The organism is Actinokineospora auranticolor (assembly GCF_041897805.1).
Classification (GTDB): domain Bacteria; phylum Actinomycetota; class Actinomycetes; order Mycobacteriales; family Pseudonocardiaceae; genus Actinokineospora; species Actinokineospora auranticolor.
In genome coordinates, this window is record NZ_CP154825.1 from 4,118,455 (window position 1) to 4,142,777 (window position 24,323).

Genomic DNA, 24,323 nt, shown 5'->3' on the forward strand with positions numbered 1-24,323 from the left:
ATCCCCCTCGAAGGAGCCCGACCATGCCCAGACGCCTGGCCGTCACGGCGCTCGCCGCCATCCTGGTCACCGCGGGGTGCGGTGACCCCGGTGCCCAGCAGCAGCCGACCGCCCCCGCCGCGACCGCCCAGCCCGCCAAGGACCAGGCGCTGCACGACCTGCTGCCGCAGCGGATCAAGGACGCGGGGGTACTCAACGTCGGCACCACCCTGCCGAACCTGCCCTACCTGCTCACCGACGCGGACAACACCATCACCGGCGGTATCACCCCCGAGGTCGGCAAGGCCGTCGCGGCCAAGCTCGGCGTCGGCTACAAGATCGAGAACATCGCCTGGGAGGCGCTGCTGCCCGGGGTCGCGGCGGGCCGCTTCGACATGGCCGACGACGGCCTGTCCGACACCGAGGAGCGGCAGCGGGTCGGGGTGTTCGTCGACTACATGCAGTCGGCCAGCGTGCTGGTGACCGCGAAGGCCAACGAGGGCAAGTTCAAGTCGATCGATGACGCGTGCGGTAAGCGGATCGCCACCATCCGTGGCACCACCGACGTCAAGCACGCCGAGGAGATCTCGCAGGACTGCGTCAAGAAGGGCAAGGCCGCCGCGGAGGCCCGCCAGTACCCGACCGCCCAGGACGCCGACCTCGCGCTGCGCTCCGGCCAGGCCGACTTCCAGGTCGCGGTGACCGAGCAGGCCAAGTACGCGATCGAGAAGCAGAACGCGCCGATCGCGATCGTGTCGGAGAACTTCGGGCTCAGCTACGTGGGCATGTACCTGCGCAAGGACGACACCCAGTTGGCCGACGCGCTGCTCGCGGCGTTGAAGGCGCTCAAGGCAGATGGCACGCTGGACACCATCATCGGCCACTATGGACTCAAGGCGCTGCCCGAACCGGGGATCAACCTGGCCACCAAGGGCAGCTAGGCGAAGGGGGCGGCATGGTCCGCGCGACACCGCCGCTGCCGCTGCACGAGATCGAGGTCCCGGTGCCGAACGGCCTGTCGCCGTTCGCCATCGGGACCTTCGACGAGATCGGGTCCTTCACCAGGGCCCGGTTCCCGCACCGGCACGACTTCTACGAGATCCTGTTCCTCACCGGCGGCGGGGGAGTGCACGTCGTCGACTTCGAGCCGTACGAGATCGAGCCGAACTCGGTGTACGTGCTCGCGCCCGGCCAGGTGCACTTCTGGAAGGATTCCGAACTGATCACCGGTCGGGTTCTGGTGTTCGCCGAGGAGTTCCTGCTCGTGCACCCCGGCGGGCTGCTCCCGGCGCCGGGCGGCAGCCCGCTGCTGCGGCTCGACGACGCGCAAGCCGCGCAGGTCGAGGAGGTGCTCGACGACATCGACCGGGAGTACCGGTCCCGTGACCCCGGGTACGCCACGATGTTGCAGGCGCACCTGCACATCCTGCTGGTGCGCATCCAACGGCTGCGGCAGGCGCACCCGCGGGTGCCCGCTTCGTCGTCGATCGTGTGGCGGTTCACCCGGCTGGTCACCAAGCACGTGCTCGCCGAGCGCTCGGTGACCGCGTACGCCGAGCGGGTCGGGGTGACCGCGGGCCACCTCACCGACCTCGTGCGCGCCGCCCTGGGCACGACCCCGGGCGCGGTGATCCGCGCGGCGCTGGCGCTGGAGGCCAAGCGGCTGCTGGCGCAGACCGAGCTGAGCGTCGCGCAGATCGCGCACGCCCTCGGCTTCGAGGACCCGTCCTACTTCGGCCGGTTCTTCAAGCGGGAGGCGGGCGCGAGCCCGGGTGACTTTCGGCGGGACATCCGCGAAAAGTACCAGTTGGCCCACGACCTCTGACTGTCCGCGCGGGGTCCGCGCTCGTAGCTTCGAAACAGGCCACATCGAAGCGAAAGGCGTTGACATGGCAGGGAAGTACGAGAAGTACATCGTTCGCAACATGGTCCGCGAGGAGCTGCCCAACGAGGGCGTGCTGGCCTACGGCGAGGTCGAGGGCGGTACCAGCGGCGCGCACGCGCTGATCAGCGGCTGGCAGGTGCCGGGCTGCCAGGTGCACATCGCCTACAGCTGGATCTACCAGGTGCCGACGCCGAACCCGTACGTGCTCGAGCACACGCACGAGTACGACGAGGTCCTGCTGTGGATGGGCTCGAACCCCGACGACATCAACGACCTCGGCGCGGTCGCGGAGCTGACCATCGAGGGCGAGGTCTACGAGATCTCCACCAGCGCGTCGGTCTACATCCCGGCGGGTGTGCGGCACTGCCCGCTCGGCTACAAGAGCGTGGACCGGCCGTTCCAGTTCATCGCGCTGTCGCTGCACCCCGAATACAAGTCGTGACCGGCCGCGGCCCGGATCCCCTGCTGCACCGCATCCACGCCTTCATCGACGCCCGGCTCTCCGACCCGGAGCTGAGCCCGACCGGGGTCGCGGCGGCCAACCACGTCTCGACCCGGCAGCTGTACCGGCTGTTCGAGACCGAGGGAACCACGGTGGCGCGGTGGATCCGGGACCGGCGGCTGGAGCGGTGCCGGGTCGACCTGCTGGCCGCGCGCGGGACCGGGGTGTCCGAAGTGGGCGCTCGGTGGGGCATCCCGGATTCCTCGTACTTCAGCCGGGTGTTCCGCCAGACCTACGGCTGCGCGCCGCGCGACTATCGGCGCACCCGTCATATGGTCTAGACCTTGTGGCCGGGCGCGCGTGGGGAAGGCGAACCGCTCTCGCAACACGCCTCACACGCGCCCGGCACTAGCCTCGTGGCCATGAACAACGACGTCACCGTGAACGTCATCGTGTTCCAACTGCGGGAAGGCGAACCGGCACTGGCCAACGTCCCCACCCAGGCCGACGACGCCGTCCGCCTGGCCTGGGCGCACGTCTCGACCGAGCGCGGCATCACCCCGGCGGACGTCACCGCCGTCTACAGCGAGTGGCAGCCCTCGGACGAGGACAACGCGTTCGTCGCCGCGACCTTCCCGGGTGTCCAGCAGACCTACAGCTTCGCCCGCCCCGCCCCCGACGGCTGGGAGGCGGCCTTCACCGAGGCGCGCCGGGTGATGGTCGAAGCGGCGCGGCAGCAGGCGCAGGAGACCGGCGAGGAGCTGCTGCCCCTGGTCTGGAGCACCGCCGCCACCGGCTCGTCCCTCCTCGAATCCCTCCCGCACCTCCAATTGGTCCCCGGCCAGCTCGCCGTGACCCTCGGCCGGGTCGGCATGACCGAGCGCGGCACGGTCGGCGTGCACTACCTGACCGCCAAGGAACACGAGGACATGGGCGCCCCACCGCTGGCCGACCTGCTGGCCCAGGCGGGCGACAACCTCAAGCGCGGCCTGCGCATGGAGGTACACGAGTCCGACCGCGGCGACCTGCTCTCGATGACCCGGGCCACCTGGCTGGCCTCCTCCGCCATCGCCCTCGACGACTTCCACGCCCGGCTGTCCCGGCAACTCGGCACGGACCGCATCGTCGTCGGCATGCCGAACCCGGACCAGCTGCTCATCGCGGCCGCCGAATCCGGGTGGCTGGACGCCATCCGGGAGGAGGTCATGAAGTCCGAGCACGCCAACGGCCAGTTCCTGCCCGCGGTGCTGCTGGTCGACTCCCAGGGCATGCAGGTGCTGATCGAGCAGACCGCGTAGCGGCCCGAGCACCCAGGGCCACCGGTCCACGCCGCGCTAACCCGTCCGCGCCGCCCCCGTAGCCCGATGGGGGCGGCTACCCAACAGGTGCGCCGGGCTGACCGATCGGGCTATGTCCAGGCGCTCGCCGTCAACCCCGACGGCACCGACCGCGCGCGGCTGACCACCCACCCCGAGTACGACTCGTCGCCGGTGGTGTCGGCGGACGGGCGGAAAGTGGCGTTCATCAGCAGCCGGACCGGTGTCAACCAGATCTGGGTGATGAACGCCGACGGCAGCGGGCAGACCCAGGTCGGCGCCGACGGCGTGGTGGAGCGGGGATTCGTCGTGTGGACGCTGTCCTGGGCGCCGAACGGCCGGATCTTCTACTCGAACCGCGACGGCGTCATCGTGTCGGTGAACGCCGACGGCACCGGTGGCGCGTCCACCGGCATCACCGGGGCGGAACCCGCGGTGTCGCCCAACGGCACCCGCATCGCCTACGTGCCACCGCCCACCGGGATCGCCAACGGCAACCTGTGGGTCGCGGACCTCAACGGCGCCAACGCGATCCGCCTGACCGACAACCCCGACTACACCAGCGCCTGGCACCCGGACTGGTCGCCCGACGGCACCCGCGTCGCGTTCACCCTCTTCAGCCGCGTCACCGCGGGCGTCGGCGTGGTCGGTGCCGACGGCAGTGGACTGTCCACTGTGCCCAGTGCGTCCACCGAGTACGGGCCCCAGTGGTCCCCGGACGGCGCCCGGATCCTGATCACCGGCGGCTACGGCCGCGTCTTCGACACCGTCAAGCCCGACGGCACCGGCCGCTCCCGCACCGCGGCCTCCCCGGGCGGTGCCACGGCCGCGCTCATGGCGGGCGACTGGGCCGTCGTCGTCCCCGCCGACGCCGCCGTGACCCTCACCGCCGCCGCGCCCATCACCGGCAGCCGCGTCGACTACACGATCGGCGTCGCCAACTCCGGCCCAGCGACCCTCGGCTCGGCGACCGTCGTCCTGACCCTGCCCGCGGGCATCACGCCCACCCTGGTCCCCGCAGGCTGCACCGCGTCCGGCAACCAGGTGTCCTGTGTGGTCGGCCCGCTGGAGCCGGGCAAGTCCACCCAGCGCGTGGTCCGCACCGTCGCGGACCTGCTCACCCTTGGTCAACGCACCGCCCGGGTCGTCAAGGTCGCCGGGACGCCGGTGGACCCCAACCCGGCCAACGACTCCGCGACCGCGACCTGCGACACGGTCCTGGGACTGCTCATCACCTGCTGACGCCGCGTTCGCGGGACATCAGCGCGGCGGTCTTGTCGGGCAGGTCCACGGTGCCGAGGAAGGTGTAACCGGACCGTTCGAACGTCTTGATCGAGGATGCGTTGCGCGAGTCGGGTTCGGCGACGACGCGGCGGCCTCGGGGTGGGCGGCGAGGACGGCGTCGGTCACGGCGGTCAGGAGGTGGTGGCCGAGACCGCGGCCCCGGTGGTGGGCCGGACCGATGAGCAGGTGCACGCCGAGGTCGTCGGGATGCGCGGGGTAGCACCGGGCGAGCGGGTCCGCGGCTACCCGGTAGACCTCCCAGTAGCTCATCGCCTCGGTGCCGAGGTGCCCGATCCAGGCGTCGCGTTCGGCGGCGGTGGCGCGGAGGTAGTCGACGATCCTCCGCTGTGACCAGGCCATGTTCCAGTAGCGGGCCACCTCGGGGTCGTTCATCCAAGCGCGCACCAGTTCCGCGTCCGCCACCGGATCGACCGGCCGCAGGTGGAAGTCACCCGCGGGTACCGGCACCGGGTCGTCGGCGGTGATCACGCGAGCGGGTTGGCGATGTCGACGTAGACCGACTGCCCGTCGACCGGGCCGATCATCGGCCAGCCGTTGAGCGCCGAGCGCGCCGACGAGGCCGAGGAGGTTGTTGACGCCGACGTAGTAGCCGAGGCGTTCGTCGATCACCGCGTCGGGGCACCAGGTGCCGAGGTCCCGCCCCACGCCCGGTTGCCACCGCGAGAGCGCGTCGGCGCGCTCGGCGGAGAAGTAGTACCCCTGGTTGTCCCGGTAGCGCCCACCTGAGGGCAGGCCGGACTCGTCCAGCACAACGAGCGTGTTCTGCTGGTGCGCCTCCAAACCGAGGCCGTGCGCACCGTACAAACACAGCACCGGGGCGATGACGGCGTCGAGGTAGCGCGCCAACCACTCCTCTGCGACCTCCTGGGTCTCCCTGCCGTCCCGTCGAGCGAGGTCGTGGAAGAGGGCGCCCAGGGTGGACCGGCCACCGGGTCGGTCCGGGCGTGACGCGGTCAGCCCGGCCAGGCACGAGACGCGCTCCCCGTGCCGGAAGGGGTTGTCGCGCAGTACCACCTCCAACCCGCGCGCGCCGCGGACCGCGAGCCACGCCGGATCGCGGACGACGTCGAAGTCCGGGTACGCGGCCCGCAGGTCCGCGCCCAGCCCCGCCGCCAGCAGCCGGTGCACGGCGATCCCCCGCGCCAGCTCGACCGGCAGGTGCTCCCGGCGGGAGTTCGTGATCCGCAACCCCAGGGACAGCTTCAGCATCACCGGCGCGTCCGGCCGGTAGACCGTGCGCAACGACGAGGTCGGGGACCACTGTGGTCCCGCCGACCCCAACGGCACCAACGCGCCCCGGTCCAGCAACTCCCCGACCCCGGGCCGGGTCACCAGGTCACCCGCCTGCCACGGGTGCGCGGGTACGGCGGTGAACCCCTCCGGCACGACCAACTCCGGTGCCTGCTCCGCCACCACCCGGTCGGCGGGCGTGGCCAAGGCCGAGTCCTGGTCCACCAACTCCGCTGCCACGGCGAACCAGCTCAGCGCGAACTCCCCGCGCAGCTCGGGGGAACACGTCCGCGCCGATTCCCCGGTCAGACCCTCCCGGCTCGCTGGTGACGGGTGCAGCGGGTGCCCCAGCACGAGTGACTGCTCACCGGCGAGGAAATCGAGCGCCCCCGAAGGGTGTTCCGCGCGCCGGGCCTCGACCTGTCGCGCCACCCGCCTGCGGGAATCCAGCACGCGGCCCACCATGTCGGCGACCGCGTCGGACGGTGCCCGCGACGCCTCGGACGCCGCCTCCGTGGCCAGCAGCGCGGCGACCGCAGTGGAGTCCAACCGGACCCCGCGCTCGGTGTTTCACCGGCCCGAACCGGTGGTGGCCCGTTCGCGACCAGTAGTGCACCCGGACCCGCAACCGCGCCCCGGAAGCGGGCAGCGACAACGCCAGGACGTCGCCATCGGGCTCCGCGACGCGGGTTTCCCGCACCCAGCACCGCACCAGGTTCTCCGCGGCGGCGAGGTCGGCGACCTCGTCCGGGTCCGCGACGGACAGCAGCGGTTCGTGGGCCGCGGTCACGGCCGCACTGTCCGTTCCGGACACCGGATCCGTGACGTTCGGTCCTCCCACGGCGGTCGGCTGGTCCCGCCCACGCTCTCCGCCGCCACCACCGCGTGAGAATCCCCGTAACGCCATTGCCGGTGAAATGAACCCGACGTCGCACGGGCGCGGACCCTGCGTGGTCCCGCGCTGCTCCAAACCGGTGTCGACCGGTTCCCACCCTGATGGACGAGTTTCGCGGTTCGCCCCACGCGGTTAAGTGACCCTTGATCAACCCCGAGCAGGAGGCCGGATGACCACGGACGCGTTCACGGTGTTCCCATCCATCCACGTCGCCCGCGGGCGGGTGGTGCACCTCGTGGGCGACGGCCACGTACCCGAACCCGTCCGGGTCGACCCGGTCCGCACCGCGCTGGAGTTCCAGCGGCAGGGCGCGACCTGGCTGCACCTGGTCGCCGTCGACGACGACATCGACACCGTCCGCCGGGTCATCGGCGCGGTGGACATCGACGTGCAGCTGATGTGCCGCGACACCCTGACCGACGACGCCTCCCTCGACCGCGCGCTCGCCACCGGGTGCGCCCGGCTCAACCTCGGCCGGTCCGCCCTCACCGACCTCGACTGGTGCGCCCGCGCCGTCTCCCGGCACAGCGACCGCCTGGGGGTGAGCCTCCCGGTGCGCACCGTCGACGACGCCCGCCACGTCGCGGGACCCGGTCACGGGACGACCGTCGCCACCCTCACCGACGTCATCACCACCCTCGACCAAGCGGGCTGCACCCGGTACGTGGTCACCGACGTGACCCGCGAAGGCACCTTGTCCGGCCCGAACTTCCCCCTGTTCGAGGACGTCTGCGCCGCGACCCCGACCCCGGTCCTGGCGGCGGGCGGCATCAGCTCCCTCGGCGAGCTCCGCTCCGTCGCGACGCTCGCGCCCCGCGGTGTGGCGGGCGCCATCATCGGCCGTGCCCTCTACGCCAACGCGTTCACCTTCTCCCAGGCCCTGAGCGCCACGACGGGGAGCGGTCAGTCGAGGTCGGTGTAGTCGGCGAGTTCCGGCGGGATCCCGCGTTCGAAGGTCGTGCTGTGGAAGTCGACCTGGGGGTCGGTGGGTGAATCGGTGCGCGGCGCCGGGATCGGGCAGAACTCGGCGCCGTGGAAGTCCGCGTTGGCGGTGAAGGTGGCGGCGCCGAAGTTGGTGGTGCCGCCGAAGACCGTGGTGCGGAAGTCGGCGTAGCCGGTGAAGCCCGCCGCGCCGAAGTTGGCGCCGTCGTGGAAGTGGGTGCGCTCGAAGTCGGCGCCGTCGGTGAAGGTCGTGGAACCGAAGTTCGCGCTGTGGGTGAACTGCGCGGACTCGAAGTCGGCGCCGTCGCCGAAGGTGCTCCACTCGAAGTCCGCGGTGGCGAAGGTCGCCGCCTCGAAGTTGGCGTACTCGGTGAAGGTGGTCCACTCGAAGTCCGCGTCGGCCGCGAAGCGCGTGGCGCCGAAGTTGGCGCCGCCGGTGAAGGTGGTCGCGCCGAAGTCGGCGTCGCCGGAGAAGGCGGCCGAGGCGAAGTCGGCGTAGCCGACGAAGGTGGCGGAGCGGAAGACCGCCGTGCGCACCGCGCACCGCCGCAGGCTGAAGCCGACCAGCGTCGCCGCGGTGAGGTCGAGGTCGATGTCGCGCCAGAACGTCGACAGCGGGCCGTCGGTGTGCTCGCCCGGGCAGAGGTGCGCGGTGATCAGGCGCTGCGCGGTGAGGCGGACCTCGCGCTCCTGGAGGCGCTCGCGGTAGGTCGCCCGGTAGGTGTCCTCGATCTGCTCGACGGGCAGGTCGTCGCTGGTGTCGTCGGGCAGTTCGCACGGCATCCGCAGGCACGCGCACAGCACGTTCACGATGGTCTGCCGCTGGCCCGGGTTGTCCTGGGCCAGCCGTTCGAGGGCGTAGAGGCCACCGAGCCGGACCGGGGCGTGCGGCGAGCCGAGCAGCTCCACGGCCTTGGTGTAGAGGTCGGTGATCCGCCGGGCGGCGGCGTCGTCGCGGGTGTCGGCGGCGACCCGCTCCCGCAGCGCGAACGCGAGCGCGGTGTCGGCCTGGTCGCGGTCCTTCTGCCGCAGGGCGATCTCGGTGCTGCGCTGCCTGCGCGCGGCGAGCAGCAGCGCCGCCGCGCCCCCGGTGCCGACCACGATCGACCCCGCCGTCCGGATCGCGTCGAGCTTGAGCCGGTCGGCCTCGGTGTCGCGGTCGGTGTGCCCCATCAGCAGCCACGCCGTCACCGCACCCCCCACCGCCACGATCAGCACCGCCCACGCGATGATCACCTTCACGGAGAGCACGGTGTAGCGCACCGGCGCGTCGTGCTCGACGGGTCCGCGTCGTGCCGAGTCGGTTGTCACCCCACCAGCGTCGCGCCGGCACGGCGGCCGGACCGCCAACCGTCAACCGATCGGGTGGCGCGCCCGGGCTACCCGGTGGTACCCGGCGCCAGGTCCCAGGTCTGGCCGGGCACGCCCGCGACCGTGACACCCACCGTGCCGCCGCCGGGGTCGGCGGTGAGCAACCGCTGGGCAGCCGGGTCCGCCGACGCGGGCGAGACGATGAACATGCTGGTCGCGGCCATGGCGGCGGCCACCGCTGTGGTCCTCATGGGCGAGGCGTAGCCGCCCCGCGCCGGACCGGACGCGGCGTCACACCATCCGCTGGGACTTGGCGGGCAGCTCCCCGGCGAGGAACGCGGAGATGATCGCGGCCGTGGCGGCCGGGTGGGTCAGCGCGGGGGAGTGGCCCGCGCCGTCGACGGTCTGGATGTCGGTCGACCCCGGCAGGTGGTCGCGCAGGAGCGCCATGCGCTCGACCGGGATCGAGACGTCCTCTGAGCCGCGCAGGAGCAGGGCCGGGCAGGTGATCTCAGCGAGCCGGTCGACGATGTCGTCCCGGGTGATCAGGCAGTCCACCGGGGCGCCGAGCGGAACCCCGCGCTCGCGCCAGCGCGCCGCCCACACCGCCGCCAGGCGCTCGTCGCCGACGATCTGGCGGGACAGGGGGACGATCAGGTCGTCGATCGGTCCCGAAGCGGTGAGAGCCGCGAACAGCTGGGTGTACTGCGCGCGGTCGTCCGCGGCGAGGGCGGACGCCTCCGTGTCCATCAGCACCAGCGACGTCACCCGCTCCGGTGCGAGCAGAGCGGTGCGCAGGGCGATGAAACCGCCTTGGCTGACCCCGCCGACGACGGCGCGCTCGACGCCGAGCGCGTCCATCAGCTGGAGCTGTCCCCGTGCCAGGTCCCAGTACGTGTACGGCGAGCCGTCGGAGGTGGTGTCGCCGTGTCCGGCGCTGTCCCACGTGATGACGCGGTAGCGCGGGGCCAGCGCGGTGGCCAGGTCCGCGAACATCGTCTTGTCCAGGCCGAAGCCGTGGGCGAGCAGGACCACCGCACCATCACCGCCGGGGTCGAGCACGGCCAACTCCAGCCCGTCCACGGTCACCTTCGGCATCCCCGTCCTCCTCCGCGTCGCGACATCCCAGGGATATCACGCGCGGGACCTGGCGGTGGCGTTCCGCCGCGGCTGTGATCACCGCGGCGGAACGCCACGTCCACCTCGACGCGCCGCCCCAGCGGCCGGGGTGGTGTCCCCCCTGCGTGGGTCAGGCGCCGCGGTTGCCGCAGCGCGCGGGGGCGGGTGGCAGGACGACGGTGCCGTCGATGACCTCACCGGTGTCGTGGCGGACGGCGTGGGCCCTCATGTGCTCCACCGTGTTGCGCGCGGCGGGCGTCATGTGGACCTCGCGGAGCCCGGTGGGCGTCGAGACGTCGTCGGGGTTGGTGAAGAACACGACGTCGTTGTCGGTGAAGGTGACCGTCCAGTGCTGACCTGCGCCCCGGGTGGCGATCTCGAACTCTTCCCCGACGACCAGCGCCCCCGGTACCGGCCCGTCGTCGTCGTACATCGACTTGAGCGTCCACGGCGTGCCGTTGCCGCCCACACCCTGTGCCCGCGCCGCCTGCCCGCAGGGCCGATCCTTGGCCTCGGCGGCGGTGGCGGTGGCCGTGACACCCACGAGGGCGAGCACGCCCACGGTGACCACGGCGGTGGGAACGCGCATGCGCATCGCGGAACCTCCTTGCGTTTCGCGGAAAATCCCTACGGTGACCAGTACGCGCCGCTGTTACACCGGCGGCCCGTGAACCCGGATCGGGGGTTGTGCGGATAACAGGTGACCGAACCGCGCAGTGCCCGCCCGAGAGGACGAGATGACAGCAACCGACGCGGAGATCATCGAACGATCACGGCGGGAGCCCGAGTCGTTCGCCGAGATCTTCGACCGGCACGCCCCGCACATCCACCGGTACCTGGCCCGGCGCCTGGGGCGGGAGGCGGCCGACGACGCGGTGGCCGAGACGTTCCTCGCCGCCTTCGACAAGCGGGAGCGCTACGACCGGGGCAGACCGGACGCCCGGCCGTGGCTCTACGGCATCGCGACCAACGTCGCGGGCGGCCACCGCCGCGCCGAGGCGCGCCGGTTCGGCGCCCGGCCGCACCCGGTCGACGCGCACGACCACGCCGACCGGGTGGCCGCCGACGTCACCGCCCGGTCGTTGCGCGCCCAGCTCACCGCGGCGCTGGGCGCCCTGTCACCGGGGGACCGGGACGTGCTGCTGCTGATCGCGTGGGAGCAGCTGGCCTACGAGGAAGTCGCCTCGGCACTGGACATCCCGGTCGGCACCGTCCGCTCCCGGCTCAACCGCGCCCGCCGCCTCGTGCGGGAGGCGCTCGGCGCCACCTCCACCACCGACACCATCGAGGAGCTGCTCAACAATGGACAACACCAGGCTCGATGACCTGACCCTCGTCCACGACCTCGGCGCGGACACCCCGCTGCCCACGGCCGCGGACCTCGACCCGGTCCGGCAGCGGCTGGTCGCGGGCATCACCCGGCAGCGCACCTCCCGCCGCCGCTCCCGGATCGCGCTGGGGGGCACGACGATCGGCGTCGCCGCGGCGGCCGCCGCCGTGGTCGCCTTCTCCTTCGTCGGCGGCGACCCGCCCGCGCCGTCCACCGCCACCGGACAGGCCACCGCCCCGCCCGTCACGGACCCGGTGCGGCTGCTGGCCGCGGCCGCGAAGACCGCTCGCGCCCAGACCGGCCAGACCCCGCGGCCCGACCAGTTCGTCTACACCCGCACCGGCGACCGCGAGACCTGGTTCTCCGTGGACGGCAAGCACGACAGCCTCATGCGCAGGGCGGGCAGGGACACCCCCGTGCCCGGCTGTCGAGGCGGGGTGGAGGCCGTGGTGAAGGGGGACGACGTCGTCCCGGGGCAGTTCCAGCCCTGTGAGGTGCGTCCGGCGTACCGCTCGGACCTGCCCACGACCACCGAGGCGATGATCACCTACCTGGCGGACAACGCCAGCGGCGAGCCGGGCGACATCAACGCCCGGGGCAAGGACATCCTGGGCCTGGCGACCGAGTCCATGCTCCCGCCCGCCACCCGTGCCGCGCTCTACGAGGCCGCCGCCCAGATCCCTGGTCTCACCGTCATCCCCAGCACCCAGGACGGCGCGGGCAGGCCCGGCGTCGGCATCACCTGGACCCAGCCGGAGGGGGATCCGGGGTCCGTCGGCGTGGTGATGGTCTTCGACCCCACCACCCACCAGTTCCTCGGCACCAACTTCGACTCGATGCGGGAACCGGTGATCGTGGACCAGCCGGGACAGCGTCCCTGAAGCTCCAACCCCTGATCCGATCCGCCGCCCGGGGCAGGCCGCGATTTGATCTCGCCTGCCCTGTCCATCCACAGGATTTCGCGGCCGCTTCCACCTCACCCCAGCGCCGGTAGACTGGAGCAGGGCTGTCCCCGTTACCTTCTTCGTAGCTCCTGATCAAGGAGTGCTGGTCGCCAGGCCCGGCATGACTTGCTTCCCCAGTCGAACGCATGATCCGGGGGACCGGGTTTGGTGCGTGGGTGGACCGCTGATAGGGACACGGCCGCCCTCTGGGCAGGTCTCGTCGTAACGTGGTTGCGGCCGTCGGTGCGTGACTGGCGACCAGGACACGACGAGACGTGAGGACCGTTGATGGACGACGGCTACGCGGTGTTCCCCGGCCTGGACGTCGGCAAGGGCGAGCACCACGCGGTCGGCCTGGACCCGGCAGGGAGGCGGTTGCACGGCGGGCCGCTGCCCAACAGTGAGCCCAAGCTGCGGGAGGTCTTCGACAAGCTCGCGAAGCTCGGGCGGGTCTTGGTGGTGGTCGACCAGCACAACACGATCGGCGCGCTGCCGGTCACCGTGGCCCGCGCCTGCGGCCTGGACGTCGCCTACCTGCCCGGCCTGGCCACGCGCGGGATCGCCGACCTCTACCCCGGCAACGCCAAGACCGACGCCCGCGACGCCTTCGTCATCGCCGACGCCGCCCGCACCCTGCCCCACGCCCTGCGCCGGATCGACGTCGGCGATGACACCCTCGCCGAACTGGACGTGCTCATCGGCTTCGACGACGATCTGGCCGCCGAGGCCACCCGGATCAGCAACCGCATCCGCGGCCTGCTCACCGGCCTGCACCCCGCGCTGGAACGCGTGCTCGGCCCGAGAGCCGCCCACCCCGCGACGCTGGAGATCCTGTCCCGCCCGGCGGCCCGATCGGCTGCCCGGGTCCTGACCTCCATGCCCGGCATCGGGGTCAGGACCGCCGCCCGCATCCTGCTCGAAGTCGGCGACGCCTCCGCGTTCAAGTCCTCCGCGCACCTGGCCGCCTACGCGGGCATCGCTCCCGTCACCCGCACCTCCGGCACCAGCATCAAGGGCGAACACCCCGCGAGATCCGGCAACCGCAAACTCAAACGCGCGTTCTTCCTCTCCGCTTTCGCCGCCCTGCACGACCCCGCCGGCCGCACCTACTACGACCGGCAACGAGCCGAGGGCAAGAAGCACAACGCCGCCCTCATCCGCCTCGCCCGACGCCGCCGCGACGTCCTGTTCGCCATGCTCCGCAACAGCGCCCACTACCGCCACACCGAACCCGCCCACACCGCCATCGCGGCTTGACAACCCCATAGGGACACCCCGGAGGAGGGCGGGGGCTGCGCTCGATTCGGGCGGTGGGGTTCAAAAGGTCGTTGACCGGGTCCGTCGAGGGTGGGGGGCGCTCAGGCGGCGGCGTCCGGGCCGGGGAATCCCCGGCCCGGACCGCGGGTCACTTGGCCGACTGCTCGAGGTGCAGCAGGGCGGCGGCGAGGGTGAAGTACTTGCTGCTCGCCAGGTCGCGGACGGTCTTGATGCCGAAGGCCGCGGCCAGCTTCTCCGCGTCGCCCTCGCTGACGCCCGCGAGCGCGGCCACGGGCGCGTCGAGCACCTCGGTCAGGCTCAGTTCCTCGTAGGCCTTGTCGAGCTGCTTGGCCAAGTCCACCGAGATCGCCACAGCGGTGTTCCTTTCCTGGGGTGGGGAGTCGAAGTTGACCGCGCCACCCTATCGAGGGGCCTCGACCGCGTGACGGCGGTCGGGGTCGTCACCGATTGTCTACCGTCGACGGGTAACGCCCGGTGCCGTGCGCCGATGCAGTGGTCGGATTCCAGCGAGCGGAGACCCGACGATGAGCGCGCCCCAGGCCCGACCCCAGGTGGGCAACTACTTCCGGTTCCTGCTGCCCGACGGGTGGACGGTGCAGGAGAACGCGAACATGCTGTGCCTGAACTCCCCGGACCAGCAGGCGGCGATCATGACCGTCGGTCTGGTGGGGATGTTCCAACCGTTCACCCCGGACCAGTTCGCCGACTACGCCCTGCGGCTGCAGGGCATGCCGGTCACCGCGTGGCACTCGGGTCGCCCGGTCCCGCCACCGCCCGGCGCGACCGCGGCGGGTCTGTTCGAGTTGACCTACGCGATCGGCCCGATCGCCTGCCACGCCGTCGTTGTCTCCCAGGTGACCCACGGCTACGGGCAGTGCGACGCGTCGATCACCATGGCCGCCGCCCAGGTCCCGTCCTGGCCCGCCTACCGCGAGTGGCTGCCGGACGTCGCGGCGCACGTCGCCCCGGCCGGTTCGCAGACCTACGGCGCGGGCGCGCTGGCCCGGCAGAACCTGGACAACTCCATCGCGTTGGGACAGCGGTTCCACGAGGTCGACGACCACGGTCAGCAGCGCTGGCAGGAGGTCGTCGACCAGCGCTGGCGGTCCGACGAGCGGCGCGGTTTCGAGTTCCGCGAGGCACTGGGGAACGTCGACACCCGGGTCGACCCGTACGACAACAACCGGCCGGTCGAGCTGAGCACCCGGTACCGCTTCTACTGGGTCAACCGCCAGGGCGACATCCGCGGCAGCGACGACCCCAACTACGACCCCCGCGTCGGTTCCACCGACGAGTGGACGGTCATGCCCCGCTACCGCCCCTGACCCGGGGGGCGTTCGGACGATCTTGTGACCACCCCGTCACGGCCGAAGTGGATCAAGCGATGTGCTGGCTGTCCGGCCGACGACGCGGAGGTCCACCCATGCGCTTCTCCAACAGCAACAGCTTCTACGGCGACCCGGTGGCCGATGTGGAACCGTACCGCGACCTGGTGCTGGCCAACGTCACCGACCTGGGCCAGTTCGCGGGCGGTCAGCCCGTCGTGTTCACCTGGGACAACCCGACCAAGCACCAGATCGAGTACGTGGAGGTCACCCGCGCCGACTACGAGGCGCTGACCGCCGAGATGGAGGTCGAGCCCCCGGCCCCCGCGACGAACACCTACGGCCTCGACGACAACTGCTACTACGTCACCGCCGCCGCCCTCCTCGACACGACCGTCGGCGCCCTCATCACCACCACCGAAACCATGCAGATCCGGGGCGGTGCCTCGGAAGGGGAGATCACCTCGCTGTTCCGCGCCGCGGGCCTGCGGGCCACCCCCACCACCCTCACCACCTACACCGCGCTGGTCGCGGAGATGCGCCGGGTGGCGGCGGGCAGCCACCGGCGCTTCGCCGTCGCGTTCGGCCGCGCGGACGGCAGCGGGCACGCCGTGGTCGGCGAGGTCATGGGCGCGGACACGGGCGAGGTCCGCTTCCGCGACCACCAGGTCACCGAGGGCGCGGACGCCACGACCGACGTGTCGGCGGGCGTGCTCTTCGTGCTGTACCCGCAGTAGCCGCCGCGCCACCGGTTCCGGCCCGGGGGAGCCGGAACCGAGCGTCCTCTGTGGAGTTACCGGCACTGGGTCGCGTCGGCGTTCACGATGAGCACGCACTCCGGCGGGCGGGCGAAGTCCCGCACGTCCGGGAGCCGCAACAGCGCGAGTGGCCGGCCGCCGGTCAGGTCGCGCAGGCCCGCGCACAGCGGTGTCGCCCGGGTGGTGCCGTCCGACAGGCAATCCCGGTTGCGCAGGACCGTCAGCGGACCCAGCGACACGTACGTGATGGACTTGCCGCTGTACTTCGGGTTGGCGCGCTTCGCCTGCTGGGCCACGAAACGGGCCACCGTGTCGTCGCCGATCACCGTGGGCAGGTCCTTGCCGCACACGTCGAGCACCTGGTCGAGGAACCTGTCGAAGTCGGGTTGCCTGCCCGCGAAGAAGGCGATCCGGTCGGCCCCGCACACCGGGTCGACCAGGGCGACGTCGCGCCACAGGCGGAGGTCCTCCGCGCGCACGAGTTGCGCCAGCTCGTCGTGCAACGACGCCAGGTACCCGTCGCCGTCGACGGATTCGGGCTGGTAGACCGTGAGCGCCTTGCCCGCTTCGGCCGCGTAGCGCTGGACGAGCGCCGCTTCCTGGTGGTTGTCGGGGATGACCTGGAAGTAGAGGGGTGAGCGGTTGGTCAACCCGGTGCCCGTGAGCGTCGTGCCGACGACGGGCACCCCGAGGTCGCCGAGCCTGGTGATGGCCTGTTCCACGGAGTCGACCGTCCGGCTCATACCGACCACGCCCAGGACGGACCGGTCCTGCTCCAGCAGCGGCGTGATCAGGTCGACCGCCGTACCGGCCTGGCTCATCAGGAAACCCGCGTTCGCGATGACCACCCGCAGCACCGGGGTGGGGTGGTCGCTCGGCTGGTTGGCCCACGCCTGGAGCAGGAGCAGTCCGGTCAGCTGCTCGACCGTGGAGTCGTCCGCGCCAACCTGGCCCTCCGGTTTGGTCAGTTCCGAGAGGTAGATGACGCTGACCAGCGGCCGGGCGGGCGACTCGGCGTGCAGGCGCGCGGCCGTCTCGTTCATCTCGAACACCGCGCGTTGCGCGGTCCGCATCCAGTCGCTGTCGCCGAAGGTCTGGCCCGACCGGTCGCTGTAGCCGACGCACTCCACGCCGATGGGGGTGTCGACCAACCGCACGCTCACCCCGATCCCCAGCTCGGGGAGGCCTGTGCCCAGCCAGCGCGGCACATACCAGAGGCCGGCGGCGGTGAGCAGGCCGCCCACCACCACGGTGGTGACCACCCGGGTCGTCGCCTTGCGGACGAGCGGCGAGACCGGCCGGGGCCGCGGGTACCCGATGTCCGACCACGCGGTCTCGTCGTGGTCCTCGACCGGCCCGGTCGGCGTCGTCCGGCATCCCGACGACCACGAACCGGGCGTCGTCGTGCAGGAACTGCCGCCGCTCGGGCAACCGCCGCGCCCACGCGGCGAGCGCGCCGGGCAGCCGGTGCACCGGCTCCACCTCGGTGGGCAGCCAGTCGGGCGGCTTGTCGGCGGTGGCGACGAACAGCACCGGATCCGGCTCGGTCGACCGGTCGCGCACGTCGTTGACCAGCTTCAGCAACTCCCACCCGCCGTTGTCCTCGGTCAGGCCGGTGAGCAGGACGAGCACGTGCGCGGTGCGCCGCCCCCGCCGCAGGCGCCAGGTCCCGGTGCCGAACTCGCGGCGCAGGTCCTCGAGGAAGGCGTGCACCAGCAGCAGCTTCAGCTCGTAGCGGGCGTCGTCGCGGCCGCTCGCCTCGGTGAGCCACTCGGCGAACCCGACGAAGGACTCGGAGTGGCCGGGGGAGAGGACCGGTTGGCGCCGCAGCCACGACCGCTCCCGTCCCACGCGGACCCACCACTGGAACCGCAGCGCGCGGGTGGCCGCGCGCGGTGTGAACGCCACACCGGGCGCGGACACCCGCGTCGGCTCGCCCGGTTCGAGCGCGTTGCCGGGGCGGGCCCGGTGCCACCACCGCAGGAAGGTCGTGATCGCGGCGCGCTCGTCGACACCGTGATTCGACGGCGTGGTCCGGCGGAAAGCCACTCGACGAATCCGAACATGCGGAACCGTCGAATTCGCTGGTTGCCGAACCGGTCCGCGGCGAGGCTCCGGCGCAGCGCGGTCAGCAGCGGGAGCAGCCTTTCTTCCGGCACCGTCCCGCTTTCCGGCGCGGTCCTGGCACCGGCGGCGCGGATGTCCGCGCTCGCCTTGTCGACCTCGAGCGTGGCGTGCAGCACTTTGGGTGGTGCCGCCCGGCTCAGGAGGTTTTCCAGGAACCGCGCCCATTGGCAGGCGTCGTCGCCGATCAGGCACACCAGCGGGAGAGCGCGCTCCCGGCTGCGGTTCCAGCTGGTGCGCTCGCTGGGGTACGGCTTCTCGTCCACCCGGAACGGCCGTGGCCGGTTCACGAGCGTTTGCACGGTGTTGAGCAAAGTGCTGAGTCCACGGAAGACAGCCCCTCCCACCGTACCGCCTTTCTCCAGCGCGCCCGGCCTGGGCCGTGTCTTCCGGTGGCGTGCGGAAGCGACGGCGGTGGGCCAGATGGGTTCTACCCCCGAGACTGCCACCACCGCGGACGTCGCCGCAATGGACCCGACGCACCGTCCGAAATTGCCGACCGTCCATTTGGGGGGGCGCATCGCCGTGTGGACGAATTCGGATCCGATTTCCGATATGCGAAATGCCGGGCCTGGTGGTAAATGAACCTTGCAAATCTCTCGGTACGCTCGCGGATTCGAGAAATCGGTCAAATAGTGGACAGGCGCGCCACGAGAGCGGTGAGGGCCTGGCCCAGGGGCAGGTCCACGCGGACTGCGGCGTGGGTGTCGCCGCGGGTCGGGCCGCGGGTGATGATCAGGACCGGGATGCCGTTCGACGCCGCCCGGCGGACGAAGCGGAGGCCGGACATGACGGTCAGGGACGAGCCCAGCACCAGGAGGGCGGCCGCGTCGTCGACGAGGGAGTTGCAGCGCTCCACGCGGCGTTTCGGGACGTTTTCGCCGAAGAAGACCACGTCCGGTTTGAGCGCGTCGCTGCCGCAGGCGGGGCAGTCGACCAGGTGGAAGGCGCGCACGGCGGAGTCGGGCAGGTCCACGTCGCCGTCGGGGTTGATGCTCGTGGCCGTCGAGCTGAACGCGGGGTTCGCGGCGCGGAGGCGCTCGTCGTGGGCCGCGCGGGGCGTGACCGCGCCGCACCCCAGGCAGGTGACGCGATCGAGGCCGCCGTGCAGCTCGATCACCCCGGGCGTGCCCGCCGCCTGGTGCAGGCCGTCGACGTTCTGGGTGATGACGCCGGTGACCAGGCCCGCCCGGTGCAGGTCCGTGACGGCGCGGTGGCCGTCGTTGGGCTCGGCGTTCGCCATCACGCGGTACCCGATGTGGCTGCGGGCCCAGTAGCGCCTGCGCGCGTCCGAACCCGCGACGAACTCGTCGTAGGTCATCGGCGTGTACTTGCGCAGGCTGCCCTCGGCGCCCCGGTAGTCGGGGATGCCGGACTCGGTCGACAGCCCGGCCCCGCTGAGCACCACCACCCGTCCCCGGCCGACGACGTCGACCACCTCGTCCAGGCTGGTCGTCCTGGGCAGGGGCGCCCCCACGGCGGTCCAGCTCAGCGTGGGGCGTGTGCGCATGGACCCACCTTACGTGGGCCCGCGTCGCGGGGAGGGTTCCCCGGGTCCCGCGCGGTGCGGGACCCGGGGGCCGTCAGGCGTGCGAGGGGTGACCGGTGATGGGGATGTCGACCAGCAGCGGCCCGGCGGACTGGGTGGACTTGGCGACGATCTCCGTCAGGTGCGCCAGGTCCGTCGGCCGCACCGAGGGCACGCCGAAGAACTCGGCGGCCTTGGTGAAGTCCAACCTGGACGGTGTGAGGTCGAGGCCGGGGTAGTTCCCGGTGACGGTCGCCCGGCTGTGCCAGCTGTCCAAAGTGTCCTTGAGCGTGCGGTACTCGCCGTTGTTCATCACCAGGAACGTCACCGGCGCCTGCTCCCGCGCCGCGCTCCACAGCCCCTGGAGGCCGAACATCGTGCACCCGTCGCCGAGCAGGGCGACGACCGGGCGGTCGGTGCCCATCGCGGTGCCGATGGCGGCGCCGACGCCCCAGCCGAGGCCGCCGCCGACGGTGTGCACCAGGCCGCCGGGGCGGTCGAAGCTCATGACCTTGCGGAACAGCACACCGCTGGTGATGGCCTCGTCGATGACCACCACGTCCTCCGGCAGCCCCGCCACGATGGCGTGCACGGCGGCGAACGGGTCGAACGGCGCCGGGCCGTAGACCGCGCGGGCCGCCGCGTCGTGCTCCGCCACGCGGGTCCGGTGGCGCGCCGCCGAGGCCTCGACCCGCTCGGCCGCCCGCGGCGCCGGGCCGCCGATGGCGTCGGCGAGCAGGCCGAGGGTCGCCTTGATGCCGCCGACGAGCCCGAGCGCGACCCCGAAGTTGCGGCCCGGCTCGGCGTGGTCGGAGTCCAGCTGGATGACCGCCGTGGACTCCGGGATGGGCGAGACCGGCGTGTAGTGGTGCGGGTTGAACGCGTGCGCGCCCGCGATGAACACGACGTCGTGGCCGGTCAGCGCCTTGTTGACGGCGGCGTTGACCGGCGGCAGCGGCCCGGCGTGCAGGGGGTGCGCGTACGGGAAGTCCACCGCGTCGTGCATCGGCTGGTGGAAGACGGTGGCGCCGAGCGCCTCGGCCACCGCGATCAGCTCGGCCGTCGCGCCCTCGCGGCCGACGCCGTCCCCGGCCACGATCGCCGGGTTCGCCGCGTCGAGCAGCATCCGGGCCGCCTCGGCCACGCCGCCCGCCGCGCCGAGCGGGGCGAAGGTGGTGCGGGTGGGCAGGTCGACGTCGACGTCCTCGGCGAGCAGGTCCATCGGGATCGACAGCAGCACCGGACCCGCGGGCGGCGCGACCGCGGCGGCGAACGCGCGGCGCAGCAGCAGCGGCAGGTCGTGGGCGTGCTGGACGTCGAAGGTCTGCTTCACCGCGGCCCGCGCCAGCCCGATGAGGTCACCGGAGAGCATCGGGTCCTGGATCAGGTGGCGGCGGTCCTGCTGACCGGCGGTCACCACCAGCGGGGTGCGCGACCGGCCCGCGTTGAGCAGCCCGATCAGCCCGTTCGCCAGGCCCGCGGCGATGTGCAGGCTGATGAACGCGGGCCTGCCGGTGGCCCGGGCGTAGCCGTCGGCCATCGCGACGACGGCGCACTCGTGCACGCCCATGACGTACTCGATGTCGGGGGTGTCGACCAGGGCGTCCAGGAAGGGCAGCTCCGAGGTGCCCGGGTTGCCGAAAACCTTGGTGACGCGTTCCTCGCGCAGGACCGCGAGCAGCGCTTCGATGGGCTTCATCGGCCCACCGTAACTCTCCATCACCCGTTTGTGGGATAGCTTGTTCGCCCTTTGGGACGAACGTCAACCTCGAGTTCCCCTCCGCGTGATCAGCGGGATCGGCGGGTCCGACCTAACCTGAAAGACGCGTTCCGTGTCGGTCGAGGTCGGGAGAAGCCATGGAATGGGTCCGCCGCCACCGCCGTCGAGTGCCGGGCAGCTGGTTCCGCACCACCACCGTCCGCAGCCACCACCGCAGCCGGTCGCGCCTGCTGCCGCTCGCCGGGATCGTCATCGCCGTGCTGGTCATCCTCCTGCTCGTCGTGCTGTTCTAGTCGACCGCCGCCCGGGCCTCCGGTTCCAGCGCGAGCCGTGCGCCGCCCTCGCCCGCGACCACCGGGTTGACGCCGATGTCGAGCGCGTCGGCGGTGGCCCACAGCTCCAGCGCCAGCCGCGGCTCGCCCCGCTCGGCGGCCACGTTGGCCAGCCCGGTCAGGGCGCGGGCCAGCTCGTACCGGCTCCCGGCGCGCTCGGCCAGGTCGGCGGCCTCGGTGTAGGCGCGGGCGGCGTCCTCCGGCAGCCCCGCGCGGAAGTGCACCCAGGCCAGGCAGTTGAGCCCCATCGCGGTGTCGACGGGGATCTGCGCGGCGTCCTTCGCCGCGCGGGCCAGCTCCATGGCCTCGTCGAATCGCCCCATCGCGGTCAGCGCCAGGGCGAGCCCGCGCTGGGCGATGACGACGTTGCGGGTGCGCCCGGTTCGCCGGTACGCGTCCAACGCGACCCGCAGACCGTCCGCCGTCTCGTCGGGCACGCCCTGGTAGAGCCGCACCCAGGCCAGGCTCGACAGCGCGTCGGTCTCCCCGTGGTCATCGCCCGCCTGGGCGAACCGCACGGCGGCGCGGCTGTGGCAGTCGGCCGCCTCGTCGAGCCTGCCGGACTCGATGTGCGCCATGCCGAGGCTGTTGAGGATCCGCCCGGCGGCGGCCTGGTCCTTGGCCGCCTCGACGGTGCGCAGCGCGGCCCGGTGCGTGGCGACCCACGGCTCGAAGAGCTTGTCGTGGAAGAAGAACGGCCGCAGCGCCATCGCCAGCTCCCAGCAGCGGTCGGTGCCCGCGGTCAGCTCGGTCAGCCGCGCCAGCGTGTACGTGTGCGCGCGCAACCAGAGCAGCGCGCCCGCGGCGTCGGCGAACGGCAGCGCCCGGGGGCGGTGGACCTCGACCGCGGGCCGGGTCCGGTGCGGTTCGAGTAGCTCGTCGGCGGCCAGGACGGTGCCCAGGACGTGGTCGACGAGCCGAAACCAGGCGGCCTCCCGGGTCTCGTCGCCGATCTCGGGCAGCACGTACCGCTCGGCGAACGCGCGGACCAGGTCGTGCACCTCGATGTCGCCGCCCTCGGCGCGGGTGACCAGGTGGGCGTCGTGCAGCTTGTCCACCAGCCGCTCGACCTCGGGCACGGTCAGGTCCGCCAGGGCGGCCGCCGCGCCGGGGGTGAGCGCGGCGGGCGGGTGCAGCGCGGTGAGGCCCAGCAGGAACTGGGCCCGCACGGGCAGCGCGCGGTAGGAGAGCAGGAACGCGGCGGCGACGCTGCGCTCGCCGTCGTCGAGCGCGTCGAGCGGGGTGGGCTCCCGCGCCATCCGGTCGAGGAACCGGGCGGCCGTCCACCCGCCCGCCGACACCTGGGCGGCCGCGATCCGGATGGCCAGCGGCAACCCGCCGCACCGGCGCACGATCTCACCCACCGCCGGGTCCCCGCGCTCGGCCGACGCGCGGGCGACGGCGTGGAACAGGCTCTCCCCGTCGGGCTGGCTGAGCATCCCCAACGGCACCCGCCAGGCCTCGTCGAGGGCGGCGAGCCTGCGCCTGCTGGTGACCAGGACGCGGCACCCGGGGGAGTCCGGGATGAGCGGCGCGACCTGCGCGGCGCTGCGGGCGTTGTCGAGGACGACCAGCACCCGCCGTCCGTGCAGGACGGACCGCAGCAGGGCGACCCGGGCGTCCGGGTCGGCGGGCACGCGCTCGACGTCGAGCATCACCAGCAACCGCTGCGCGGACTCGGCGGCCTGCGCCTCGGCCGCGCCGGGGGTGTCGCCCCGGAGGTCGAGGTAGAGGGACCCGTCGGGGAACCCGGTGCGCGCCCTGGCCACCGCGGCGAGCGCCAACGCGGTCTTGCCGACCCCGGCGAGTCCCGTCAGCAGGCAGACGGCCCCGCCCGACCGCCGGTCCAGGAACTCCGCCACCCGCGCCAATTCCCTTTCCCGCCCGAGGAAGAACCGCGTGGACCCCGACACCCCGGGCAGCCGGGGCGCGCGGGAGGCGATCAACTCGCTTTCCGCCAACCCCAGCAACGCCCCCTCGGCCCCCAACGCCTGGTCCACGGCGACCGCGAACGCCACCGTCGGCCGCGTTTGCCCGGTCTCGACCTTGCTTATGTGCCCCTTGGTGAACCCCACCCCCTCGCCGAGGGCGGCCGCGGTCATACCCGCGACCATCCGCCGCCGCCGCAACTCCGGTCCGAACGCAGTCATGTTCGCCCCATCCGTGTGCCGGGAGGCCCGGTCCGACCCCCATGCCGGACCGGGCACCACCCGATTTCAGCCGAAGAGCGTGCTCAACCACAGGATCATAGCGTGCGTGTGCATTTCCCTATTCCCTTCCACGAGGACCGACTAACCAACTCGACCTACCGTGGATCCCCGGTGAGGCCGCCAGTCGACTGGTTGAGACAATGGTGAACCCGCGTCGAGATAAGTGGAAGGAGTTTCTTGTCGGGAAAGTGTTTCGTTCGAGGAAACGCCCGCGACCTGCGGTTTTGTCAAGACCCGGTAAACGAGTGGAAACGATCGCCCGTCGCCCCGCGGCTCATCGTCGCTTCGGACTGAACGTCGCGGAGTCGCAGGTTGGAGAATCGCGGGGTGCGCGCGCCGGGTTTCCGGTA

General features: G+C 72.2%; 24 protein-coding genes. 14 read left to right on the forward strand and 10 right to left on the reverse strand.

The window, feature by feature from the left end; all coding sequences use genetic code 11:
* Positions 1-23: 23 nt before the first annotated feature.
* The 6 genes from V5P93_RS18140 (at position 24) to V5P93_RS18165 (ending at position 4,864) form a co-directional block, all read left to right on the forward strand.
* Positions 24-920 (forward strand): transporter substrate-binding domain-containing protein, encoded by an 897-nt coding sequence (locus V5P93_RS18140; protein WP_104481277.1) that lies wholly within the window; start codon positions 24-26, stop codon positions 918-920.
* A 14-nt stretch (positions 921-934) separates the two neighbouring features.
* Positions 935-1,804: an AraC family transcriptional regulator gene (locus V5P93_RS18145; RefSeq protein ID WP_104481278.1), complete on the forward strand. Its 870-nt coding sequence runs from the start codon at positions 935-937 to the stop codon at positions 1,802-1,804.
* A gap of 64 nt (positions 1,805-1,868) precedes the next feature.
* Positions 1,869-2,306, forward strand: coding sequence for a hypothetical protein (locus V5P93_RS18150; protein ID WP_104481279.1), 438 nt, complete (start codon positions 1,869-1,871; stop codon positions 2,304-2,306).
* On the forward strand, positions 2,303-2,647 hold the full coding sequence (locus V5P93_RS18155) for a helix-turn-helix domain-containing protein (RefSeq protein ID WP_181043705.1): 345 nt from the start codon (positions 2,303-2,305) through the stop codon (positions 2,645-2,647). Before V5P93_RS18150 ends, V5P93_RS18155 begins: the two co-directional genes overlap by 4 nt.
* Before the next feature lie 81 nt (positions 2,648-2,728).
* A complete protein-coding gene (locus V5P93_RS18160) occupies positions 2,729-3,604 on the forward strand; it encodes a hypothetical protein (RefSeq protein ID WP_104481281.1) in 876 nt (291 codons plus the stop codon).
* A gap of 66 nt (positions 3,605-3,670) precedes the next feature.
* Positions 3,671-4,864 (forward strand): DUF11 domain-containing protein, encoded by a 1,194-nt coding sequence (locus tag V5P93_RS18165; protein WP_104481282.1) that lies wholly within the window; start codon positions 3,671-3,673, stop codon positions 4,862-4,864.
* An 18-nt stretch (positions 4,865-4,882) separates the two neighbouring features.
* On the opposite strand, the gene V5P93_RS18170 is transcribed toward V5P93_RS18165, so the two are convergent.
* The gene (locus tag V5P93_RS18170) at positions 4,883-6,706 is read right to left on the reverse strand and encodes a GNAT family N-acetyltransferase (RefSeq protein WP_104481283.1); all 1,824 of its coding nucleotides are present in this window, start codon (positions 6,704-6,706) and stop codon (positions 4,883-4,885) included.
* A 515-nt stretch (positions 6,707-7,221) separates the two neighbouring features.
* Between V5P93_RS18170 and V5P93_RS18175 the strand changes: the two genes are divergently transcribed.
* Positions 7,222-7,974 carry a HisA/HisF-related TIM barrel protein gene (locus V5P93_RS18175; protein ID WP_104481285.1) on the forward strand — a complete coding sequence of 251 codons (753 nt, stop codon included), beginning with the start codon at positions 7,222-7,224 and terminating at the stop codon, positions 7,972-7,974.
* On the opposite strand, the gene V5P93_RS18180 is transcribed toward V5P93_RS18175, so the two are convergent.
* The 4 genes from V5P93_RS18180 to V5P93_RS18195 all read right to left on the reverse strand — a co-directional run bounded on the left by V5P93_RS18180 (position 7,956) and on the right by V5P93_RS18195 (position 11,019).
* The gene (locus tag V5P93_RS18180; protein WP_104481286.1) at positions 7,956-9,305 is read right to left on the reverse strand and encodes a pentapeptide repeat-containing protein; all 1,350 of its coding nucleotides are present in this window, start codon (positions 9,303-9,305) and stop codon (positions 7,956-7,958) included. The genes V5P93_RS18175 and V5P93_RS18180 overlap by 19 nt on opposite strands.
* A gap of 68 nt (positions 9,306-9,373) precedes the next feature.
* Positions 9,374-9,556, reverse strand: coding sequence for a hypothetical protein (locus tag V5P93_RS18185; protein WP_146108212.1), 183 nt, complete (start codon positions 9,554-9,556; stop codon positions 9,374-9,376).
* A gap of 40 nt (positions 9,557-9,596) precedes the next feature.
* Entirely contained in the window at positions 9,597-10,403 is an 807-nt protein-coding gene (locus tag V5P93_RS18190; protein WP_104481287.1) for an alpha/beta fold hydrolase, read from the reverse strand.
* Positions 10,404-10,554: 151 nt separating this feature from the next.
* On the reverse strand, positions 10,555-11,019 hold the full coding sequence (locus V5P93_RS18195) for a hypothetical protein (protein WP_104481288.1): 465 nt from the start codon (positions 11,017-11,019) through the stop codon (positions 10,555-10,557).
* 142 nt (positions 11,020-11,161) lie between these two features.
* Between V5P93_RS18195 and V5P93_RS18200 the strand changes: the two genes are divergently transcribed.
* The 3 genes from V5P93_RS18200 to V5P93_RS18210 all read left to right on the forward strand — a co-directional run bounded on the left by V5P93_RS18200 (position 11,162) and on the right by V5P93_RS18210 (position 13,955).
* Positions 11,162-11,749: an RNA polymerase sigma factor gene (locus V5P93_RS18200; RefSeq protein ID WP_104481289.1), complete on the forward strand. Its 588-nt coding sequence runs from the start codon at positions 11,162-11,164 to the stop codon at positions 11,747-11,749.
* A complete protein-coding gene (locus tag V5P93_RS18205) occupies positions 11,727-12,635 on the forward strand; it encodes a CU044_5270 family protein (protein WP_104481290.1) in 909 nt (302 codons plus the stop codon). The genes V5P93_RS18200 and V5P93_RS18205 overlap by 23 nt, the downstream gene beginning before the upstream one ends.
* Before the next feature lie 351 nt (positions 12,636-12,986).
* Positions 12,987-13,955, forward strand: coding sequence for a transposase (locus V5P93_RS18210; protein ID WP_104481291.1), 969 nt, complete (start codon positions 12,987-12,989; stop codon positions 13,953-13,955).
* Positions 13,956-14,103: 148 nt separating this feature from the next.
* Here the strand turns inward: V5P93_RS18210 and V5P93_RS18215 are convergent, their stop codons facing one another.
* Positions 14,104-14,328: a hypothetical protein gene (locus tag V5P93_RS18215; RefSeq protein ID WP_104481292.1), complete on the reverse strand. Its 225-nt coding sequence runs from the start codon at positions 14,326-14,328 to the stop codon at positions 14,104-14,106.
* Positions 14,329-14,500: 172 nt separating this feature from the next.
* Between V5P93_RS18215 and V5P93_RS18220 the strand changes: the two genes are divergently transcribed.
* Together V5P93_RS18220 and V5P93_RS18225 are read left to right on the forward strand one after the other, a co-directional pair.
* Complete coding sequence (locus V5P93_RS18220) at positions 14,501-15,301, forward strand: hypothetical protein (protein WP_146108213.1); 801 nt, start codon at positions 14,501-14,503, stop codon at positions 15,299-15,301.
* A 98-nt stretch (positions 15,302-15,399) separates the two neighbouring features.
* Positions 15,400-16,038 (forward strand): hypothetical protein, encoded by a 639-nt coding sequence (locus V5P93_RS18225; RefSeq protein WP_104481294.1) that lies wholly within the window; start codon positions 15,400-15,402, stop codon positions 16,036-16,038.
* Positions 16,039-16,094: 56 nt separating this feature from the next.
* On the opposite strand, the gene V5P93_RS18230 is transcribed toward V5P93_RS18225, so the two are convergent.
* The gene (locus tag V5P93_RS18230) at positions 16,095-17,321 is read right to left on the reverse strand and encodes a hypothetical protein (RefSeq protein WP_104481295.1); all 1,227 of its coding nucleotides are present in this window, start codon (positions 17,319-17,321) and stop codon (positions 16,095-16,097) included.
* Between V5P93_RS18230 and V5P93_RS18235 the strand changes: the two genes are divergently transcribed.
* On the forward strand, positions 17,314-18,768 hold the full coding sequence (locus tag V5P93_RS18235; RefSeq protein ID WP_146108214.1) for a hypothetical protein: 1,455 nt from the start codon (positions 17,314-17,316) through the stop codon (positions 18,766-18,768). The two genes, V5P93_RS18230 and V5P93_RS18235, sit on opposite strands and share 8 nt — an antisense overlap.
* Positions 18,769-18,811: 43 nt before the next feature.
* Here V5P93_RS18235 and V5P93_RS18240 read toward each other — a convergent pair whose 3' ends face one another.
* Both V5P93_RS18240 and V5P93_RS18245 read right to left on the reverse strand, forming a co-directional pair.
* Positions 18,812-19,693, reverse strand: coding sequence for an NAD-dependent protein deacetylase (locus V5P93_RS18240; protein WP_104481296.1), 882 nt, complete (start codon positions 19,691-19,693; stop codon positions 18,812-18,814).
* 73 nt (positions 19,694-19,766) lie between these two features.
* Positions 19,767-21,410 (reverse strand): thiamine pyrophosphate-binding protein, encoded by a 1,644-nt coding sequence (locus V5P93_RS18245; protein ID WP_104481297.1) that lies wholly within the window; start codon positions 21,408-21,410, stop codon positions 19,767-19,769.
* 158 nt (positions 21,411-21,568) lie between these two features.
* Here V5P93_RS18245 and V5P93_RS18250 point away from each other — a divergent pair, with 158 nt between their 5' ends.
* Positions 21,569-21,724 carry a hypothetical protein gene (locus V5P93_RS18250; RefSeq protein ID WP_181043706.1) on the forward strand — a complete coding sequence of 52 codons (156 nt, stop codon included), beginning with the start codon at positions 21,569-21,571 and terminating at the stop codon, positions 21,722-21,724.
* Here V5P93_RS18250 and V5P93_RS18255 read toward each other — a convergent pair.
* Positions 21,721-23,913: an XRE family transcriptional regulator gene (locus V5P93_RS18255; protein WP_104481298.1), complete on the reverse strand. Its 2,193-nt coding sequence runs from the start codon at positions 23,911-23,913 to the stop codon at positions 21,721-21,723. The genes V5P93_RS18250 and V5P93_RS18255 overlap by 4 nt on opposite strands.
* Positions 23,914-24,323: the final 410 nt, after the last annotated feature.

Coding starts and splice junctions, on each gene's coding strand:
- V5P93_RS18140 (WP_104481277.1), top strand. CDS start 24: ATGCCCAGACGCCTGGCCGTCACGGCGCTCGCCGCCATCCTGGTCACC.
- V5P93_RS18145 (WP_104481278.1), top strand. CDS start 935: ATGGTCCGCGCGACACCGCCGCTGCCGCTGCACGAGATCGAGGTCCCG.
- V5P93_RS18150 (WP_104481279.1), top strand. CDS start 1,869: ATGGCAGGGAAGTACGAGAAGTACATCGTTCGCAACATGGTCCGCGAG.
- V5P93_RS18160 (WP_104481281.1), top strand. CDS start 2,729: ATGAACAACGACGTCACCGTGAACGTCATCGTGTTCCAACTGCGGGAA.
- V5P93_RS18165 (WP_104481282.1), top strand. CDS start 3,671: ATGGGGGCGGCTACCCAACAGGTGCGCCGGGCTGACCGATCGGGCTAT.
- V5P93_RS18175 (WP_104481285.1), top strand. CDS start 7,222: ATGACCACGGACGCGTTCACGGTGTTCCCATCCATCCACGTCGCCCGC.
- V5P93_RS18185 (WP_146108212.1), bottom strand. CDS start 9,556: ATGAGGACCACAGCGGTGGCCGCCGCCATGGCCGCGACCAGCATGTTC.
- V5P93_RS18190 (WP_104481287.1), bottom strand. CDS start 10,403: ATGCCGAAGGTGACCGTGGACGGGCTGGAGTTGGCCGTGCTCGACCCC.
- V5P93_RS18195 (WP_104481288.1), bottom strand. CDS start 11,019: ATGCGCATGCGCGTTCCCACCGCCGTGGTCACCGTGGGCGTGCTCGCC.
- V5P93_RS18200 (WP_104481289.1), top strand. CDS start 11,162: ATGACAGCAACCGACGCGGAGATCATCGAACGATCACGGCGGGAGCCC.
- V5P93_RS18205 (WP_104481290.1), top strand. CDS start 11,727: ATGGACAACACCAGGCTCGATGACCTGACCCTCGTCCACGACCTCGGC.
- V5P93_RS18210 (WP_104481291.1), top strand. CDS start 12,987: ATGGACGACGGCTACGCGGTGTTCCCCGGCCTGGACGTCGGCAAGGGC.
- V5P93_RS18220 (WP_146108213.1), top strand. CDS start 14,501: ATGAGCGCGCCCCAGGCCCGACCCCAGGTGGGCAACTACTTCCGGTTC.
- V5P93_RS18225 (WP_104481294.1), top strand. CDS start 15,400: ATGCGCTTCTCCAACAGCAACAGCTTCTACGGCGACCCGGTGGCCGAT.
- V5P93_RS18240 (WP_104481296.1), bottom strand. CDS start 19,693: ATGCGCACACGCCCCACGCTGAGCTGGACCGCCGTGGGGGCGCCCCTG.
- V5P93_RS18245 (WP_104481297.1), bottom strand. CDS start 21,410: ATGAAGCCCATCGAAGCGCTGCTCGCGGTCCTGCGCGAGGAACGCGTC.
- V5P93_RS18250 (WP_181043706.1), top strand. CDS start 21,569: ATGGAATGGGTCCGCCGCCACCGCCGTCGAGTGCCGGGCAGCTGGTTC.
- V5P93_RS18255 (WP_104481298.1), bottom strand. CDS start 23,913: ATGACTGCGTTCGGACCGGAGTTGCGGCGGCGGCGGATGGTCGCGGGT.